Annotated in this window: 15 protein-coding genes and 3 tRNA genes; 7 read left to right on the top strand and 11 right to left on the bottom strand. The window is 51.8% G+C overall.

Annotated features, from left to right (window positions below; all coding sequences use genetic code 11):
* Nucleotides 1-113: 113 nt before the first annotated feature.
* Nucleotides 114-2,213 carry a carboxy terminal-processing peptidase gene (locus IR195_RS06040; protein ID WP_206049024.1) on the top strand — a complete coding sequence of 700 codons (2,100 nt, stop codon included), beginning with the start codon at nucleotides 114-116 and terminating at the stop codon, nucleotides 2,211-2,213.
* A gap of 107 nt (nucleotides 2,214-2,320) precedes the next feature.
* Here IR195_RS06040 and IR195_RS06035 read toward each other — a convergent pair whose 3' ends face one another.
* The 4 genes from IR195_RS06035 to IR195_RS06020 form a co-directional block, all read right to left on the bottom strand.
* On the bottom strand, nucleotides 2,321-2,980 hold the full coding sequence (locus IR195_RS06035) for a potassium channel family protein (protein ID WP_206049023.1): 660 nt from the start codon (nucleotides 2,978-2,980) through the stop codon (nucleotides 2,321-2,323).
* On the bottom strand, nucleotides 2,977-4,158 hold the full coding sequence (locus IR195_RS06030) for a low temperature requirement protein A (protein ID WP_206049022.1): 1,182 nt from the start codon (nucleotides 4,156-4,158) through the stop codon (nucleotides 2,977-2,979). Before IR195_RS06030 ends, IR195_RS06035 begins: the two co-directional genes overlap by 4 nt.
* 48 nt (nucleotides 4,159-4,206) lie before the next feature.
* On the bottom strand, nucleotides 4,207-4,458 hold the full coding sequence (locus IR195_RS06025; RefSeq protein ID WP_125746690.1) for a hypothetical protein: 252 nt from the start codon (nucleotides 4,456-4,458) through the stop codon (nucleotides 4,207-4,209).
* A 63-nt stretch (nucleotides 4,459-4,521) separates the two neighbouring features.
* Entirely contained in the window at nucleotides 4,522-5,295 is a 774-nt protein-coding gene (locus IR195_RS06020) for an SDR family oxidoreductase (protein WP_125746688.1), read from the bottom strand.
* A 145-nt stretch (nucleotides 5,296-5,440) separates the two neighbouring features.
* On the opposite strand from IR195_RS06020, the gene IR195_RS06015 reads away from it, so the two are divergent.
* Nucleotides 5,441-6,367: a LysR family transcriptional regulator gene (locus tag IR195_RS06015; protein WP_206049021.1), complete on the top strand. Its 927-nt coding sequence runs from the start codon at nucleotides 5,441-5,443 to the stop codon at nucleotides 6,365-6,367.
* Here IR195_RS06015 and IR195_RS06010 read toward each other — a convergent pair.
* The 4 genes from IR195_RS06010 to IR195_RS05995 all read right to left on the bottom strand — a co-directional run bounded on the left by IR195_RS06010 (nucleotide 6,359) and on the right by IR195_RS05995 (nucleotide 7,268).
* On the bottom strand, nucleotides 6,359-6,727 hold the full coding sequence (locus IR195_RS06010; RefSeq protein WP_206049020.1) for a metalloregulator ArsR/SmtB family transcription factor: 369 nt from the start codon (nucleotides 6,725-6,727) through the stop codon (nucleotides 6,359-6,361). The two genes, IR195_RS06015 and IR195_RS06010, sit on opposite strands and share 9 nt — an antisense overlap.
* A 196-nt stretch (nucleotides 6,728-6,923) precedes the next feature.
* Nucleotides 6,924-6,999 (bottom strand) — tRNA-Asn (locus tag IR195_RS06005).
* 39 nt (nucleotides 7,000-7,038) lie between these two features.
* Nucleotides 7,039-7,114: transfer RNA gene (locus tag IR195_RS06000), tRNA-Asn, on the bottom strand.
* 78 nt (nucleotides 7,115-7,192) lie between these two features.
* Nucleotides 7,193-7,268, bottom strand: a tRNA-Asn gene (locus IR195_RS05995).
* Nucleotides 7,269-7,466: 198 nt separating this feature from the next.
* Between IR195_RS05995 and miaB the strand changes: the two genes are divergently transcribed.
* The 5 genes from miaB to lnt all read left to right on the top strand — a co-directional run bounded on the left by miaB (nucleotide 7,467) and on the right by lnt (nucleotide 13,131).
* A complete protein-coding gene (gene miaB, locus IR195_RS05990) occupies nucleotides 7,467-8,810 on the top strand; it encodes a tRNA (N6-isopentenyl adenosine(37)-C2)-methylthiotransferase MiaB (RefSeq protein ID WP_172420340.1) in 1,344 nt (447 codons plus the stop codon).
* An 86-nt stretch (nucleotides 8,811-8,896) separates the two neighbouring features.
* Complete coding sequence (locus IR195_RS05985) at nucleotides 8,897-9,976, top strand: PhoH family protein (protein ID WP_146945226.1); 1,080 nt, start codon at nucleotides 8,897-8,899, stop codon at nucleotides 9,974-9,976.
* The gene (ybeY, locus tag IR195_RS05980) at nucleotides 9,973-10,434 is read left to right on the top strand and encodes an rRNA maturation RNase YbeY (RefSeq protein ID WP_125746661.1); all 462 of its coding nucleotides are present in this window, start codon (nucleotides 9,973-9,975) and stop codon (nucleotides 10,432-10,434) included. The genes IR195_RS05985 and ybeY overlap by 4 nt, the downstream gene beginning before the upstream one ends.
* A 308-nt stretch (nucleotides 10,435-10,742) precedes the next feature.
* A complete protein-coding gene (locus tag IR195_RS05975) occupies nucleotides 10,743-11,636 on the top strand; it encodes an HlyC/CorC family transporter (protein WP_146945227.1) in 894 nt (297 codons plus the stop codon).
* 37 nt (nucleotides 11,637-11,673) lie between these two features.
* Nucleotides 11,674-13,131: an apolipoprotein N-acyltransferase gene (gene lnt / locus IR195_RS05970; protein WP_206049019.1), complete on the top strand. Its 1,458-nt coding sequence runs from the start codon at nucleotides 11,674-11,676 to the stop codon at nucleotides 13,129-13,131.
* A 237-nt stretch (nucleotides 13,132-13,368) separates the two neighbouring features.
* On the opposite strand, the gene IR195_RS05965 is transcribed toward lnt, so the two are convergent.
* The 3 genes from IR195_RS05965 to IR195_RS05955 all read right to left on the bottom strand — a co-directional run bounded on the left by IR195_RS05965 (nucleotide 13,369) and on the right by IR195_RS05955 (nucleotide 17,410).
* Nucleotides 13,369-14,733 carry a metal-dependent hydrolase family protein gene (locus IR195_RS05965; protein WP_206049018.1) on the bottom strand — a complete coding sequence of 455 codons (1,365 nt, stop codon included), beginning with the start codon at nucleotides 14,731-14,733 and terminating at the stop codon, nucleotides 13,369-13,371.
* A 319-nt stretch (nucleotides 14,734-15,052) separates the two neighbouring features.
* The gene (gene phaC / locus IR195_RS05960) at nucleotides 15,053-16,906 is read right to left on the bottom strand and encodes a class I poly(R)-hydroxyalkanoic acid synthase (protein WP_206049017.1); all 1,854 of its coding nucleotides are present in this window, start codon (nucleotides 16,904-16,906) and stop codon (nucleotides 15,053-15,055) included.
* Between the two features lie 93 nt (nucleotides 16,907-16,999).
* Complete coding sequence (locus IR195_RS05955) at nucleotides 17,000-17,410, bottom strand: phasin family protein (protein ID WP_125746644.1); 411 nt, start codon at nucleotides 17,408-17,410, stop codon at nucleotides 17,000-17,002.
* Nucleotides 17,411-17,453 lie beyond the last annotated feature (43 nt).

The following is a 17,453-nucleotide window of genomic DNA, read 5'->3' as shown; positions in this document are numbered from 1 at the left end:
TGAGTATCACAGGGTAAATGACCTGCTACAATGCTCCCTCGGCCTACGCAACTCATAGGCTATCTGCGGGTCTAGAAAGAATAAGTGTACACAAATCCGGGAGAGCTTGACTGATGAGCTTGTTTGCAACGTTTTCGCGCTCGGTCGCCCTTGCGATGATGCTGGTAATTACCAGCCCAGCAGCGCTGGCGCAACTTGAGCCGACCGACGAACAACGCCAAGCGGCAGAGGAAGTAGCGGATTCACTTCGCTATGGGCATTATGCTGATATTAACTTCGACGAGCAGTGGTCAGCGGAAGCTTTCCAACGCTATCTAGACATACTGGACGGCCAGCGCTCTTACCTGTTGAGCCGCGACATAGAGCCTTATCGCCATTTAGAACGCGACATGGCTGAAGCACTTTTCGATGGCAATCTTGACGATGCATTTGCACTTTATAATCGCCTCAGCGAACGCCACACCGCCCGCCTAGAGTGGTTGCTAGAGCGCCTTGATGAAGGGCTTTCATTTGAATTCGATAGTGACGAGCGCTTAGAAGTTGATCGCGAAGACGCCCCATGGGCAACCCGCGAAAGTGAACTAGACGAGCTATGGCGTAAGCGGCTCAAAAACGATGCGCTGACGCTCGCCCTAACCGACCAAGATAACGAGCAGATAGAAAGCAATCTGCGCCAGCGCTACGAAGGACAGTTATCCCGCTTGCGTCAGTCGGAGTCTGAAGATGTCTTTGGGCTAATCATGGCAGCAGTCTCCAGCACTATCGACCCACATACCAGCTACCTCTCCCCCCGCCAAAGCGAATCGTTTGATATTCAAATGAGCCTTTCACTCGAGGGTATCGGCGCACTACTTCAAGCCGATGGCGAGTACGTCAAGGTCGCCAGCCTGGTTCCCGGTGGCCCTGCCGATCAAGCGGGTGTACTTGAGCCTGCCGACCGCATTATTGCCGTGGGCCAAGAAGAAGGCGGCATGGTTAATGTGGTCGGCATGCGTCTGGACAACGTCGTTGACCTGATTCGAGGCCCCAAAGGTTCCGTTGTACGCCTAGACGTGGTGCCCGCCCAAGCAGTGGACATGACCCGATCTCAAATTGTTGAAATTACTCGCGACACTGTCAGCCTGGAAGACCAAGCAGCGCATAGCGAAGTGATAAACATTGAGCGAGACGGCAAGCCTCATCGCATCGGGGTGATTGACGTGCCGACGTTCTACGTCGATTTCGATGCTTGGCAAGCCGGTGAAGATGAGTACCGCAGCACCACCCGCGACGTCGCTCGAGAAATTGAAAGCCTCAAGAAAGAAGGCATTGAAGGCATTGTCCTAGATCTTCGCAATAATGGCGGTGGCGCACTTCAAGAAGCCAATTCTTTGATCGGTTTATTTATTGACCGAGGCCCCACTGTACAGGTTCGTGACGCCCAAGGTCGCATTCAGCTCTATGGCGACACCGATGCGGGCACGATTTACGACGGGCCACTCACTGTACTGGTGAACCGCCTTTCCGCTTCAGCATCGGAGATTTTTGCCGGCGCTATTCAAGATTATGGCCGCGGCATTGTGGTAGGCACCCCCACCTTTGGCAAAGGCACAGTGCAAACGCTTAATGATCTTAGCCATGGTCAAATCAAGCTTACCCGCGCCAAGTTTTACCGCATTTCGGGTGATAGCACCCAAAACCGCGGTGTTGAACCCGACATTATATTCCCTAGCCTGATTGACCCAGAACGCATTGGTGAAAGCAGCCTAGATAATGCTCTTGCTTGGGATACCGTGCAAAACGTTCAATACCGTCGCTATGGTGCCCCCGAGAACGCCCTCGCGGCACTAACGTCTCAACACCAAGAGCGCGCCAATGGGAATCCTAACTTCCGCTATCTAGAGCGTCAGTCCACCCTGGCTCGCCAGCTACGCGAACAGCACACCAGCGTTAGCCTGAATCGCGAACAGCGCCAACGAGAGTTAGAAGCTCAAGAGGCTGAACAGCTTTCCCTAGAAAACCAACGCCGTCGCGCTTTAAATCTGCCAGAGCTAGATGAGTGGATGGATGCGCGCAGTGATAACTCGCAACCCGAAGGTAGCGACGCAGACGCTGACAACGAGGAGGATAAAGATAAAGACATGCCGGTTGATCGCGCTCAGGTACTAGAAGCCGCCGAAATCTTACTCGACTACGCCCACCTTCAAGGCATCCAGCGCATGGCAAGATACTAAGCCCTCCCCCAAAAATGAATGTACCAGTCCATATTTCGGACTGGTACATTCGCAGTTACTTTTCAAAAAGCTTCCTGAGAAGACTTCTTAGCAAATATCTTTGCGCACTACTTTGGCGGTGTACTCGTCTGTAAGCCCACTAGACGCGATAGCAGGATCACCGTATATAGCACGCCAATCATTGCCTCAAAGATCGCAAACGACTGAGCGTAGAACCCTTGTGGGGTAATATCGCCGTAACCCACGGTCGTTAACGTGACATAGCTATAGTAGAACAGTTGTTGCCAGTTGATTGGCACCCCTGACGACACAACAAAAGAGCCTGGCGCGATCCATTCAATCAGCGAAAAGATTGCAGTAAAGCCTGACCCAATCACCAGATAGATCGAAGCGGCAGCCACCAGCACATCGGACATCATCTCGGTCGAACGGAAGATATAAAGTGCCAGCACCACCCCGATGACAAGATGGTAGGCAATGGAGGTTAGATAAACCGCCAGAGTGGTATAAGCACCTGGAGTATAAGAGTTCGCCAATCCAGCTATGACCACAGCCGCGCCACTGAGAACCGCCAGCGCACTCAGGCGGCGGTCAGCCAACAGTAAGAAGGTCGCTACGACGAAGATAGAGCCATAAAAAAGATAAAACAGCGCAGGCCAGACGCCCTCCGCTCCCGATAACGGATAGGTCAAATTGTGCAACAAAATCGCCACTAAAAGGCCAATTGTCACCCGCAAACCACCAAGCCGAGAAGGAGCACTGGTCATACTGCCGCTCCTCCTCGATGAGCAGTTGCTGCCAGGGTGATCATCACGACCAACACCCCGCCTCCCAACCACAGGCCATTTAAGTGCATTGTTAATACCAGCCAAGCCCAAGCCGCAAGAGCCACTCCGGCCAGCAGGTAGCAGACGGGGAGTTTTGAGGCCATGGTGCGATGAAACATGGCAGATCCTACCAAAAAGATCGTTGGGCCAGCGAAAGCAAACAACGCCGTTGGGGTATGAACAGCATCATGCGGATGGGCAACAATTAGCTCGATAGCAACGGCCACCACAATAGCACCGCAGACCATCACTCCATGAGCATAGGCCAGGCCCGCCCGAGCCAACCGCGTATGATCAGCCGCATGTTCGAAACTGTGCTCACCTGCCTCAGCAAGATGCACGAAATAGATCCACCATAGCGTAATAATCAATAAAAAGCCGATAGCCGCAGCAGCAAGGACACCAGCCCCCAACGTTTGGCTAACGAGCAAGCCTCCCAAAAGCAGAATGGATTCACCAAGCGCAATAATGAAGACTTGTTGGTTACGCTCCAAAAGATGCAGGCCGCGCAAAGGCCAGCTATCCATTGGCGTGGCTCCTTTTCCAGGCAACCAAAAACCAACATAGGGCCCGGAATAGTCGATTACTACAGCGATGATCCACAACTCTAACCTAGCGCTTGGAAACACAACGCCAGCAATCCAGAACACGCCCGATATCGCACCCCATGCACAAAGCTGTGCATAGTTTCGCCCCATCTGTTCGCCACGAAAAACGATGGACATATAGCCCGCGCGTATCAGCGCCATGGCAACATAAGCACCCACGAAAAGGCCTGCGCGAGATGAGAAAGCATGCGGGATTGCAATCGCCATCAGCAGTGCGCAAGCCATGAGCACAATCATCAGAACGCGCCCACTGGCATGATCCGGGTCAAGCCAGTTGGTTGCCCATGACGTGTAGTTCCATGCCCACCAAGCCGCCGCAAAAAGCGTAACCGCCTCCAGCGCGCCCGCCCAATTGTTGTGCGCTAATAGGAAATGCGAAAGCTGAATAATTGCAAAAACGTAGACCAAGTCGAAGAACAGCTCAACATTGGTCACACGCGGAGTTTCACCCGGACCTATATTGCGCAACGCAGCCTTTGGAGCGAGATTGTGAAAAATTGTTGCTTTCATTAAACATTCCTTCTATGATCAATAGCAGCAATTCGCGGCACTCATCCCTCAGTTTTTCCGCGACCACAAAATAGCAACCAGCGCAGGTACAGTAAAAACGATTAACAAGAATGGCAGCTCCTGCATTACGCTGTAGCCCGCTTGACTGACACCAATCCACATATTGATGGCAGTACAAATTAACCAGACTACGAGATAAACAGGCAGAAGCCGCGCGAATCGGATTGAAGCAATACGAGCAAAGACGACAAAAACCGCCAGCAATACCAATCCAGCGAGGATGATCATAACCGTATGCATGAAACGTTTCCTTTGAATCTAAAAAGGTAGCCAGCGGCGATGTTCGTCAGCCCCCAAATAAATTTATTTGGTGGTATAGCCACCGTTGACAAGAATTGTCTGACCCGTCATCCACCAGCCATCAGATACCATGAAAAGAATCCAAGGTGCGATGTCTTCAATATCAGTCAGACCAGTTTTTGAGAAAGGCGAAAGTGCTGCCGCTGTCTTATGGTAGGCAACCGCATCCTCTCCTTCCGCAGGGTAAAAGAAAGGCGTATCCATCGGCCCTGGTCCAATCGCAGTAACAGAAATGCCCCGCTCCCCAAGCTCTTTTGATGCCGCCCGAGTAAAGTGCTCGACGGGTGCCTTAAGCCCTTCATAAGCCGCATAAAATGGCGTGTAAGCCCCTAGGAGTGATGTTACAAGGGTACAAACCTTGCCATGATCATTAACGTAGTTACCTGCCTCCTTCAGGAAAAAGAACGCCGCCTTAACATTGACCGCACACGATTGATCAAAAGCCTCTTCGGTCACCTCTGCCATTGGCCGCTTAACCACCATACCAACGGTATTGATGGCAATATCGGGCCTACCTACTGCGGCAACGGTATCCTGGAAGAGTTTTTCCATGGCTGCCGCGCTTGTTAGATCAGCTTGGAATGCGACCGCCTCGGCTCCTGCCGCTCGAATCGAAGCCAGGGTCTGCTCAGCGGCCTGCTTAGCAGAATCACTGTTGTAGTGAATTGCTACAGCCTTGGCCCCCGCTTTTGCAAATTCTTGCGCGAGCAAACCACCCAAGTTCTTCGCACCACCAGCGATCAGAACTACTTTACCTTCAATACTATTATTAGACATCGCTCATCCCTCACGTTAAGTATCATCACCGCTCGGCAGAACGGCTTACGGATAAGATGACGCGTTGTGTGATCATGATAAACATGCGAATATCGACAAGACCTGTCGGAATATACGAACAATAGCAATGGATCGCATCAGGCAAATGCAAATCTTCATCCAAGTGATGGAGAGTGGAAATTTCACGCGGGCAGCTGAGGCACTGGCTATACCGCGCTCTACTGTCTCAACGGAAATCCAAGCATTGGAAGACCGGCTGCAAACGCAGCTACTGTTCCGCAGCACTCGCAAGGTCGTTCCAACCCAGGATGGTAGGCGGTTTCTAGAAACGGCACAGAATATCGTCGATGCCGTAACTACCTCCGAGCAGATGTTCCTACCTGGCAACCTGTGTCTAAGCGGCCGACTTCGCGTCGACATTCCTAGCCGTATCGCTCGCAGGCTCGTCCTCCCTGCATTATCAGACTTTATCACCCAGCACCCCTACCTGACGATTGACATAAGCGCAAGCGATAGGAAAGTAGATCTAGTCGCTGATGGCGTCGACTGCGTGCTGCGGCTCGGAGTGCTTCTTGACTCAGACCTTGTTTGCCGCCCTCTTGGCGAAGTGGAGTTCGTGACCTGCGCCAGCCCCGCCTACTTGGCTCGCCACGGGCTACCAAAGAAGCTTGACGATCTGGACTCTCACTTACTGATCAACTACTCTCCCCGGCTGCCGGCCTCAACCGCGACGCTAGAATTCCAGCAGGGCGAGCACTTGATCGAAATCAAAATGCGCAGCGCTATTACCGTCGACGGAGCCGAAGCCTATGTCGCGGCGGCTTTATCTGGATTGGGCTTAATTCAAGTACCCGCCTATGATGTACGCCATCTTCTTGAAAGAGGCGATCTTAAAGAGATACTACCTGACACGCCGCCACCATCAATTCCACTCTCTTTTTTATTCACCAAACGACGCAACCTATCACCCAAAGTGCGCGTTTTTTTACTCTGGCTGGAAAGCGTACTTGAGAGGCACGGCGTTATTTCGCAAAGCCCTACACAAAGAGAAAGCATTGACAAGTCAGCATAGCGCTGCCCGCCGCGTCGGCCGATCGCCCATCTTAGCCAATCGCTGAGTGTGCGCACTCAACTGCACCGCACTGCCTTCAGCAGCTGCACGAATAATATCTTGCGCCCATCCAGGTAATTGAGGGGCTAGACGATAATAAACCCACTGCCCTTCCCGCTGATCGATTAGCAATCCACACTGACGCAACTGGGCCAAATGACGCGACACTTTAGGCTGCGACTCCTCTAGCGCACAGGTCATTTCACACACGCATAGTGATTGCTCTTTGGCGATCAAGAGCACCAGCATTAATCGTGTTTCGTCACTTAGACATTTGAACACCTGCAGTGCATTCAGGCTGGCAGTTTTTCTCACGGACATCTTCCCAAAAATGAGTAGCCGAAACAGTCTATACGCCCCAACCGACAGGCACAAAAAAGACACCTTAGAGCATTGAGCAAAGGCATTTAGCGTTATCACAAATATATTACAGCCATGCGGAACGGTCATTTTAGATCAGTGACCACGCAAGAAAAATTGCGAGAAGGGAAAGACTAAAGGGTAAGAAAAATCAGAATGGCTCCCCGAGCAGGACTCGAACCTGCGACCCAATGATTAACAGTCATTTGCTCTACCAACTGAGCTATCGGGGAACGTTTACCGTAGGCGGTAATTAAAGCAGAACAGCAATTTGGCTCCTCGAGCAGGACTCGAACCTGCGACCCAATGATTAACAGTCATTTGCTCTACCAACTGAGCTATCGAGGAACATTACATTTTGCTGTTGTGTTTAGAGCGAAGCCACCACTGAAAGCGCTATAAAACCTGCTTTAGGCTTCAATATGTTGGCTCCTCGAGCAGGACTCGAACCTGCGACCCAATGATTAACAGTCATTTGCTCTACCAACTGAGCTATCGAGGAACTGCTCAAACACGGTGCGTAGTATACTGATAGAAACGCTCGGGTCAAGTATCGATTATAGGTTAACGGCTAGCCCCGGGTTTCTTGTGTCCGTATAATGCCGCCATTCAATGGCTGTACGTTACACTGCCCATTACGATTGCATTCATGTTTTCATTCATCCCTCGTCCCCCGACGACTCATAGATGACAGGTACCGATGGCGAAGAAGCTCTTTATCAAAACGCACGGCTGCCAAATGAACGAGTACGACTCCTCGCGGATGGCAGATCTGCTCGGCGAATCTCACCAGCTGGAATTGACCGATAACGAAAAAGAAGCCGACGTTATCTTGTTGAACACCTGCTCTATTCGCGAAAAAGCGCAGGACAAGGTGTTTCATCAACTGGGTCGCTGGAAAAAGCTAAAAGACGCCAACCCAGACCTTGTGATTGGTGTTGGTGGTTGTGTGGCAAGCCAAGAAGGCGAGGCACTGCGTAAGCGCGCGCCTTTTGTCGATATGATTTTTGGCCCACAAACGCTTCACCGCGTGCCAAAAATGCTGGACGCACGCAATAGCAACCAGATTGCCGCGGTCGATGTCACTTTTCCAGAAATTGAAAAGTTTGATCACCTGCCACAGCCAAAATCTGATGGCGCAACCGCCTTTGTTTCTGTCATGGAAGGCTGCTCGAAATACTGCACATTCTGCGTCGTGCCTTATACCCGCGGTGAAGAAGTCTCGCGCCCCTTTGAATCAGTTATTGATGAAGTCATTCACTTAGCCGACCAAGGGGTACGCGAAATTAACCTGCTTGGCCAGAACGTGAATGCTTATCGCGGTGAAAATGACGAAGGCGATGAAATCGACCTTGCCGAGCTAATCGCCTGCGTTGCTGCAGTGGATGGCATTGATCGCGTGCGTTTTACGACCTCTCACCCGGTGGAATTTACGGATAGCCTGGTCGATGCGTTTGCCGATATCCCGGAACTGGTGAGCCACCTACATTTACCGGTGCAGTCAGGTTCTGACCGTATTTTAAGTGCGATGAAGCGCGGCCATACTGCAGAAGAGTACATCGAGAAGATGGAGCGGATCCGCGCCAACCGCCCGGATATTAGCTTCTCTTCCGACTTTATCATCGGCTTCCCTGGCGAAACCGAAGAGGATTTCGAAGCCACGATGAACCTGATTCATCGCATCGGTTTTGATCACTCGTTTAGTTTTGTTTACTCGGCACGCCCAGGCACCCCCGCCTCCGGCCTGCCGGACGAAACGCCAGAAAGTGTCAAAAAACAGCGTCTCGCCATTTTGCAGGAGCGAATTCTGCAGCAGGCAGCTCAGATCAGTCGACGCATGGTGGGCACGACCCAGCGAGTTCTGGTATCCGGTTTTTCACCGCGAGACCCGGGCCAACTCTCTGGGCGCACCGAGAATAACCGCGTGGTTAATTTCCGGGCGGCCAACCCAACAGAACTGATCGGCTACTTTGTAGACGTGGAGATTACTGAAGCGCTGCCCAACTCGCTGCGCGGCGATCTCGCCTCTCCAGAGCGTTATTAACTGCTCACTTATCCTAGGTAATTGCCCCGGCATCGTCGGGGCAGTAAGCTGAGTCTCACATACATCAACTAATGGGTTTCTTACTCTTGAGCCAGCCATCACCTCAGGCCAATCGCATTATCACCCTAAGCCTTGAACCCAATGACCCGCAGCGTCTCGCTAGTCTCTGCGGCCAACAGGACGAGCATCTAAAGCTGATTGAGAGCCGCCTGGACGTGACGTTGCGCAACCGTGGCAACGTGTTTCAGCTGGCCGGCGCCGCCAATCGGATTAAAGCCGCTGCAAACGTGCTTGAGCACCTTTACCGTGAAACTGCGGCAGAGGAGCTTGAAGCAGATACAGTTCACCTCTTCCTTCAGGAATCTGGCTTAGAAGCGCTAGAAGAAGAGGAGGATAGCGACATTAACAGCGACGACGTGATCATGCGTACACCGCGCACCATGATTAAGCCTCGCGGCCTTAATCAGCAGCGCTACGTACAAAGCATTCGCGAGCACGATATCAATTTCGGTATTGGGCCTGCCGGTACGGGAAAAACGTACTTGGCGGTTGCCGCGGCAGTAGAAGCACTAAATCAGCAGGAAGTGCGCCGCATTCTGTTAGTCCGCCCAGCGGTAGAAGCAGGCGAAAAGCTAGGCTTTCTTCCTGGCGACCTTGCCCAGAAAATCGATCCTTATCTCCGCCCGCTCTACGATGCGCTGTACGAGATGATCGGCTTCGAGCAGGTCGCTAAGCTAATTGAGCGCCAAGTGATCGAAATTGCCCCGCTGGCTTATATGCGTGGGCGTACGCTGAATAACTCCTACATCATCCTGGACGAAAGCCAGAACACCACGCCGGAACAGATGAAGATGTTCCTAACACGGATTGGCTTTGGCTCAACGGCGGTGATTACCGGTGATATTACCCAGGTAGATCTTCCCCGCGGACAGCGTTCTGGCCTTTCACAGGTGCTGGATGTTCTGAAGGACACTCCCGGCATCGGCGTGACCCACTTTGCTGCGAAAGACGTTGTACGTCACCCGCTGGTGCAGCGGATCATTGAAGCCTATGACGAGTTTGAGTCGCAGCAGGAAGTTCAGGAGCGCGCTCGCCGTGAAGCTCGCCAACAGGAGCGCGAAGCCCGCATGCAGGCACTTGAGCGCACAGGAGAGGCACCTCGATGAGTAACATCGTGATTGACCGCCAGGCGGCCATCAATGAGCCGTTGCTTCCTACCCTTGAGCAGCTCACCCACTGGGTGGGCTGCGTCTTCTCACACCACCCCGATGATGACCGCTTAGAGCTGACGATTCGCTTTGTGGATGAAGCAGAAAGCCAAGCACTCAATCGAGATTATCGGGGTAATGATAAATCAACCAACGTACTCTCGTTTCCTTTTGAGAATCCTCCCGGCGTCTGTTTACCGTTACTTGGCGACCTGATTATTTGCCATGCTGTGGTTGCCCATGAAGCCAAAGAACAACAGAAGCCTCTTGAGCATCATTACGCGCACATGGTGGTGCACGGTACACTGCACTTAATGGGCTATGACCACATTGAAGAGCAAGAAGCGGAAGAAATGGAACAATTAGAGCGCGAGCTGCTTGCCACTCTCAATATTCCTGACCCGTATCACGAGTAAGCTGTTAACCTGATCGATAATTACTTTTAGGGTGGTGTATCCCCCGACTCAGTGATAAAACGACAGGCTGTTTACCTGTAGCCATCTTCACATAGGGAGCCTCTGATTAATGTGATGAGCGCAGGCCAGACAAGGCAAAAATTAACGAAAAAAGAATCGGACTCACGTTCGAGGCGATTTTTAACGCAGTATGGCCAAGCGTAGTTAATCAGAGGTTTCATAGCTGTTTTTTAGTAGTGCTTTGACGTACTGTTTGCACACAACTATTTGCAAGTCACTATTTGCACGTAATAGAGAGATTAGACGCAATGAGCGAAGACCGATCGAGCAACTCAAATCAAAAATCCTGGCTCGAGAAACTCTTTGGCGCCCTTTCCGGAGACAATGACGAACCTAGCTCCCGCGATGAGCTAATGACGTTTTTACGCCACACCGCAGGAAAACTGAAACTAGATCAAGACGCTATTATGATTATTGAAGGCGCTCTTGAAATCAGCGATCAGCAAGTGCGTGAAATATTAATTCCACGCTCTCAGGTGTCGGCCATTACCCTTGATCAAACCAGCGATGGCTATTTGCCATTAATTCAAGAAACAGGTCACTCCCGCTATCCGGTCATTGGCGAGAATCTTGACGATGTAAAAGGCATTTTACTGGTTAAAGATTTGCTCCCCCTGCTCTCTCAAACGCAAGAAAGCCGTGATGCCTTTAAGCTGGAAGACGTGCTGCGCCCGGCAATGTTTATTCCCGAGTCCAAACGCCTAAACAGCTTGCTGAAAGAGTTTCGTGATACCCACAATCACATGGCCATTGTGGTGGATGAGTACGGCGGCACAGCGGGTATTATTACTATCGAAGATATTCTGGAGCAGATCGTTGGGGATATCGAAGATGAGCATGATACCGATGAAGAGGACGATATCCGCACGCTGGACAATGGCCACTTCGCCATTCGTGCTCTCACACCGATTGAAGACTTCAACGAACGCTTTGGCAGCGAATTTTCAGATGACGAATTCGATACCGTGGGTGGCCTTGTGATGCAACAATTTGGTCACTTACCAGGCCGTGGCGAACATACGAGCCTGGGCGGCTGGCGGTTCGTCATTCTTAATGCCGATAATCGGCGCATCCGGTTGCTGGAAGCTTATCCCGATGACACCAGTGAAAATGCTACCGATGGCGACCACAGCAACGGCTAGCTAACCGCCCACTTCAACCTGCCGATAGGATATCACCATGGGGTTGACGCCCACCTTTGCACTTCAACTGCTGGCTGCCCTGGTGGCCGGCGGTTTCACGACGCTTACCGCTTCACCGTTTGAATTATGGTGGCTAGGGCCCATCGCCATCGGCCTGCTTTATGTTGGCCTGCATACATTAAGCCCTGCTCAAGCAGCGCTAAAAGGCTGGCTATACGGCGTAGCGCTCTTCGCCAGCGGCACTTCTTGGGTATACGTATCCATTCACGATTACGGCTATACCGGCGTTCCCCTGGCGGTATTTCTAACCGCTCTGTTTGTGTCCGTATTAGCCCTCTTTTTTGCAGGCACGTTTTGGCTTTATCGACGTTTTTGCAGCCCGCGCTGGGCATTGGCTAGCTTTGCAGGGGCATGGGTGCTAGGGGAAGTGCTGCGCACTTATCTGTTTACCGGCTTTCCGTGGCTACTGGTTGGCTCCAGCTATGTGGATTCACCGCTGGCCAACTGGGCACCAGTAGGCGGTGTTTACTTGCTTTCCTTACTGGTTGTGCTCACCGGCACCTTAGGCGCTGAACTGCTGCGACGCCAATGGTGGGCAGCACTGCCATTAGCCGCTATTTGGTTCATCCCGCTGGCACTGCCCTCACTCTGGACAACACCAGCAAGCGAGCCCACCCGCGTTGCGCTACTTCAGGGTAACCTACCCCAGCTATTAAAGTGGACCTCCGAAGGCCAGCGCGTAGCAGCCAATACTTATAGCGATTTAACCCGCCGTGTCGCGGATGATGCCGACCTCATTTTGTGGCCCGAAACCGCCCTACCAATGATCGATAACCAAGCTCGCCCGGTGTTAGAACGCGTACAAGCCAACTTACCGCCCAGCACTGCGCTATTAACTGGCATTGTCCAACTCGACGAGGACAACCGTTATTTCAATAGCGTGATTGGTGTTGGCAACGTAGAGGGCAATTACCAAAAAGAGCACCTCGTGCCGTTTGGCGAATACTTGCCGCTTGAAAGTGTGTTACGGGGTGCTATCGACTTCTTTGATCTACCAATGTCGAGTTTTTCTAAAGGCGCCTCCGAACAAACACCCATGCAGGCCGCCGGCGTGACCATTGGCAACGCTATTTGCTATGAGATTATCTACCCGCAACTGGTGGCACGCCGTGCAGCAGACAGCGACGTGATTGTAACGATATCTAATGACACTTGGTTTGGCGCTTCCATTGGCCCACACCAACACTTGCAAATGGCCCGCCTGCGCGCGCTAGAGAATGGCCGTTACGTCGTGCGCGCCACCAGCAACGGCATTACCGCGATTATTAATCCCCGTGGCGAGCTGGTAGATAGCGCCGCACAATTTGAAACCACCTACCTTATTGGCGAATTTTACGCCATGAAAGGGGCAACACCGTTTACCCGCACAGGTAGTTGGCCTGCATGGCTATTCGCTGGCCTACTACTGTTACCGGGCTTGATACGCAAGCGTTAAAACCAAGAAGGCCGTTTCCAGTGGACAAGGGCGGTGTAACCGCCCTTGCTAAGCCATGCGTATCAGTTGAATTATCGTCGCAGTGCCAAGTGCTGATGCATACATTGCAAGAATATAGATACTATCGAACCAATGATTACCTATGATCAGTGCCCGCTTAATATTATTCAGGCACTGGTCAACAAGTAATAAAATGTCGTTTTAACAGAAAATTTTTAAAATTATATTCAGCAGTTGTTATAGCTGCTCTTTATAAATTCGCCCACCTTTCATAATCATTCGAAGTTTACTCTCTGGATCGTTTAGAAAGTCTAGATCGCGACTTGGATCGCCATCGACGACCAACAGATCAGCTAGTGCACCCGGTTCAATTCGTCCAAGTACACCAGGATAGGGATTACGAGGACCGGAAAGTGACAACAAATCACCGTTATGCCCCGTTGCCATTGCCAATACGGTTAGCGGATCGTAAAAGCGCGTCAATTTTGCCAAATGTCGCAGCTGGTTCGGGGTGTTTTTAGGGCTAAAAAGAATGTCTGTACCCCAGGCAGTTTTCACATTAAACCGCTGCGCCATTTCATAAGCGCGTACGGTGCCTTCAGCTACTTGGCGCTGAGACTCTCGGCGCGCGGCATCAGGATAAACGTTGGCATCTTCATCTTGTAGGAAAGGCTGAAGGCTCCACCATGCGCCCTCTCCAGCCATCATTCTTACCGATTCTTCATCGGCTAATTGGCCATGCTCAATCGACTTAACACCAGCCCGCAGAGCGCGCTGTATGCCGCGGGGCGTATATACATGCACCATCACATAGGTGCCCCAGTCATCGGCAGCCTCAACCGCTGCGCGTAGTTCTCGTTCTGAAAACTGAGTACTGTCTAAAGGGTCGTAGAGCGATGCTACTCCACCGCCTGCCATCAACTTGATCTGCGAGGAGCCTAGCATTAGCTGCTCGCGCGTGCGCCTGAGCACTTCAGCCTCACCATCCGCAATCATTGCAACGCCTTGACGTTCTGCTTCACTTAGCGGCGTTGTGCTGCCACGAGGTACGTCATGGCGCATTCTAAAATCACCGTGCCCCGATGTTTGGGAAATCATCGCCCCTGCGGGAAACACCCTAGGGCCATTCACGATCCCTTCATCAATAGCACGCTTTAACGCAAACGATGGCCCCCCAACATCCCTGACTGAAGTCACGCCACGCATTAAGGTTCGCTCTGCTTCTCTGGCTGCCACCAAATGCACATAGCCAATATCAGCAGTCATAGCTTCCACCTGAGAGATGGCTGCCAAGGTGGTATGCCAATGGGCATCAATCAAACCGGGCATCAATACACGACCGCCGCAATCAATGACATTAATACCGCCCACCTCGCCACTACCGTCCAGAATAGCGTCGATACGGCCATTCTCTACCCTGACGGATACGCCATCACGCAGCGGGCCACCACTGCCATCAAACAGGCTTAAATTGGTTAACAGTAGCGGTCCATCATCGGCTTTCGGTTGTTGGCCAACGGCAAACGGCACATGTAAACCTGCGAAGAGTGCCATCACCGCCGCTGTTCCCCCAAGCATTTGGCGACGGGTTATTTCTGCCATCACCCGTTCATGAAAGCGTTGCAATATCGGCGACCCACAACAGCATGCCCCGTGGCTATGATGGGCGTGGACATCTGTTACCACTGGCGAAAATAAAGAACGGGCAGTCGGGGGCATGGCGAGAACCTCGCTTAACGGTAAGGAGTGCGGCAACTTGCTTTAGGCCAAGCATACTTAGTAGAGACGCAAATGGCGATGATGCCTCATTTAGTCACCCTTATTGAGACATACACCGCCATTTTCACCACTCTAAATGTTACCGTTCGCACGCAGGTATACGTAACGGCTTGTCATCAGCCCACCACTTTGTGGAGGCAAGTCATTGCTTGGTAGGGAGTTCGCCTAGCACCTCGGGAATCGTCATTTTCACATAACGACCAGGAGCACTTTCAATAACACTTAACCCCCCTTCTCCTGGCTGACGCGCGGCCACCATTTTTTCCGGATCAGGATCTGCATAGCCATTTTCCGTTACCCAGGCCTGCCAATGCGGCCACCAGGAACCTTCATTAAAGGTCGAGCCTTCCTGCCACGCATCATGCGTTTCGGGCAGCGCATCGTTGGTCCAATAGCCGTATTTATTCTTATGAGGGGGGTTCACAATGCCCGCAATATGGCCAGAACCACCCAACACAAACGTCACCGGCCCTTTGGGCAACAGTGCCCCATAATACGTACTGTTCCACTTAGCGATGTGATCTTCTTTCGTTGATACGAAATAACAAGGCGCCGATATTTTACGAAGGTCAATCTTCACCTCGTCTAACTCAATGCCACCCGGCTCGACCAAGCGGTTTTCTAAATACATATGGCGCAGATACCAAGCATGCGTACCTGCTGTCAGGTTTGTGCCATCGGTATTCCAATACAGCAGATCAAACGCGGCAGGCGTTTCGCCCTTCAGATAATTATTAATATAGAACGACCAGAACAGATCATTCTCACGCAATAAATTAAAGGTATAAGCCATTGAGCGGCCATCTAAATACCCCTTTATTGCTAGCGTGCTTTCGATTCCCTCAACCACGCGCTCGTTAAGGAATACGCCAATATCACCAGGATCGCGGAAATCTTGCAGCGTCGCCATGTAAGTAACAGACTTCACCTTGCGACCACGCCGCGTGCTTGTCAGGTAAGCGACCGTTGAAGCGGTTAGTGTCCCGCCCACACAGTAGCTCAACAGGTTGACTGACTTCTCGCCACAGGCTTGCTCAATGGCCTCTATCGCGCTAACCGGGCCCATTTGCATGTAATCAGCCCAGGTGATGTCACGCTGTTCTGGACCGGGGTTACGCCAGGAGATTAAGAATACGCTATGCCCTTGATTCACCATCCACTTGACCAGCGAATTATCTTCTCGCAGGTCGAGAATGTAATACTTATTGATCCATGGGGGCACAATTAGCAGTGGCGTTTTAAAGGTCTTTTCCGTGGTGGGAGTGTATTGAATCAGCTGAATTAGCTCATTTTCATACACCACGGCACCCGGGGTAACCGCAATGTTATCGCCAATACCAAAGGCACTTCGATCGGTCATGCGTACATTGATACCTTCGGCTGAGTTCGCCAGGTCTTCTCGCAGACGCGTCAAACCATCCACCAAGTTCTGCCCGCGAGTTTCCAAGGTACAGCGCATCACTTCCGGGTTAGTCGACACGAAGTTAGTCGGCGACATGGCGTTTACCAACTGCCGAGCATAAAACGCCAGATTGCGCTTTTGCGTCGGGTCTAGGCCCTCCAGGTCTTCTATGAGTTCCTCTACCATCTGCGAAAACAGCAGATACTGCTGCATAATCGCCAAGTAGTAAGGCTCTTGCGTCCAGGCTTCATCTTTAAAGCGGCGATCACCTTTAGCAGGGGTTATCAATGGCGTCACCTGCTCACCAGACATAGCGCGCACGCTCTGTTGCCACAGCAGCCACTGATCTTGCATAAGGCGCGACTGGGTTTGCCACAACAAGTTAGGGTTACTCATGAGCGATTGCGCGGCAGCTTCAAAGCTTTCACGCATATCACTGTAGACGGAGTCAGCAGCTTCACTGGGGGCTATCCGTGACAGTAAATCTTCAAGTAGGCCTTTGTACTGTTCACCGACATTGCTTAGCTGCACTTTCCATGCTTCAAGCTCTTCTTGAGAAACACCTTGAGACGGCATTTTCCATCCTGACAGCATACTCACTCTCCCCTCACCTGCTTGGCATTCTTTGCCCAGGCACATCATCCAAAAGAACGCGGCGCCTTTAAGGCGCCGCGAACATAGTTGCGTTTAGCTTTTGCGTGAAGACTGGCTAGTCGCTTTCGCAGGTTGTTCACTTTTCGCGGCTGAGGTGGCTTGCTCGCTCATTTTCTGCCCAGCTTCGCTGAACAGCTTTTCCATTTCAGATTTGAACTGCAAACTCATCTCACCCATGACGCGGGCATCTTCCTGCATCTGCTGAGAAAGCTCGTTCATCATTTCGGCTTGTTTGGTGCCAAAATCACGCAGGCTCTCTGCATCGTCAATTTCCGTCGCGCTACGAATACGCTCGGTGCCCATCTGGCTGTAGCGCTTCATTGCTTCCAGCTGATACTGGGTCATTTTTTCCATATTGTTGAGCATCAGCGAGTTCATCTTACGCATTGGCTCAAACATTTGGCGGGTTTGGGTACTAAAGGCGTCCATCATTTTATCTTGCATAGTGTCTGCTCCTGTCTCTCATTCCTTGGCATGAGCCTGGAGT

It is taken from the genome of Vreelandella venusta (assembly GCF_015689495.1).
Classification (GTDB): Bacteria; Pseudomonadota; Gammaproteobacteria; order Pseudomonadales; family Halomonadaceae; genus Vreelandella; species Vreelandella venusta.
The sequence above is the reverse complement of the archived record's forward strand: the minus strand, read 5'-3'. Positions and strand labels throughout refer to the sequence as shown.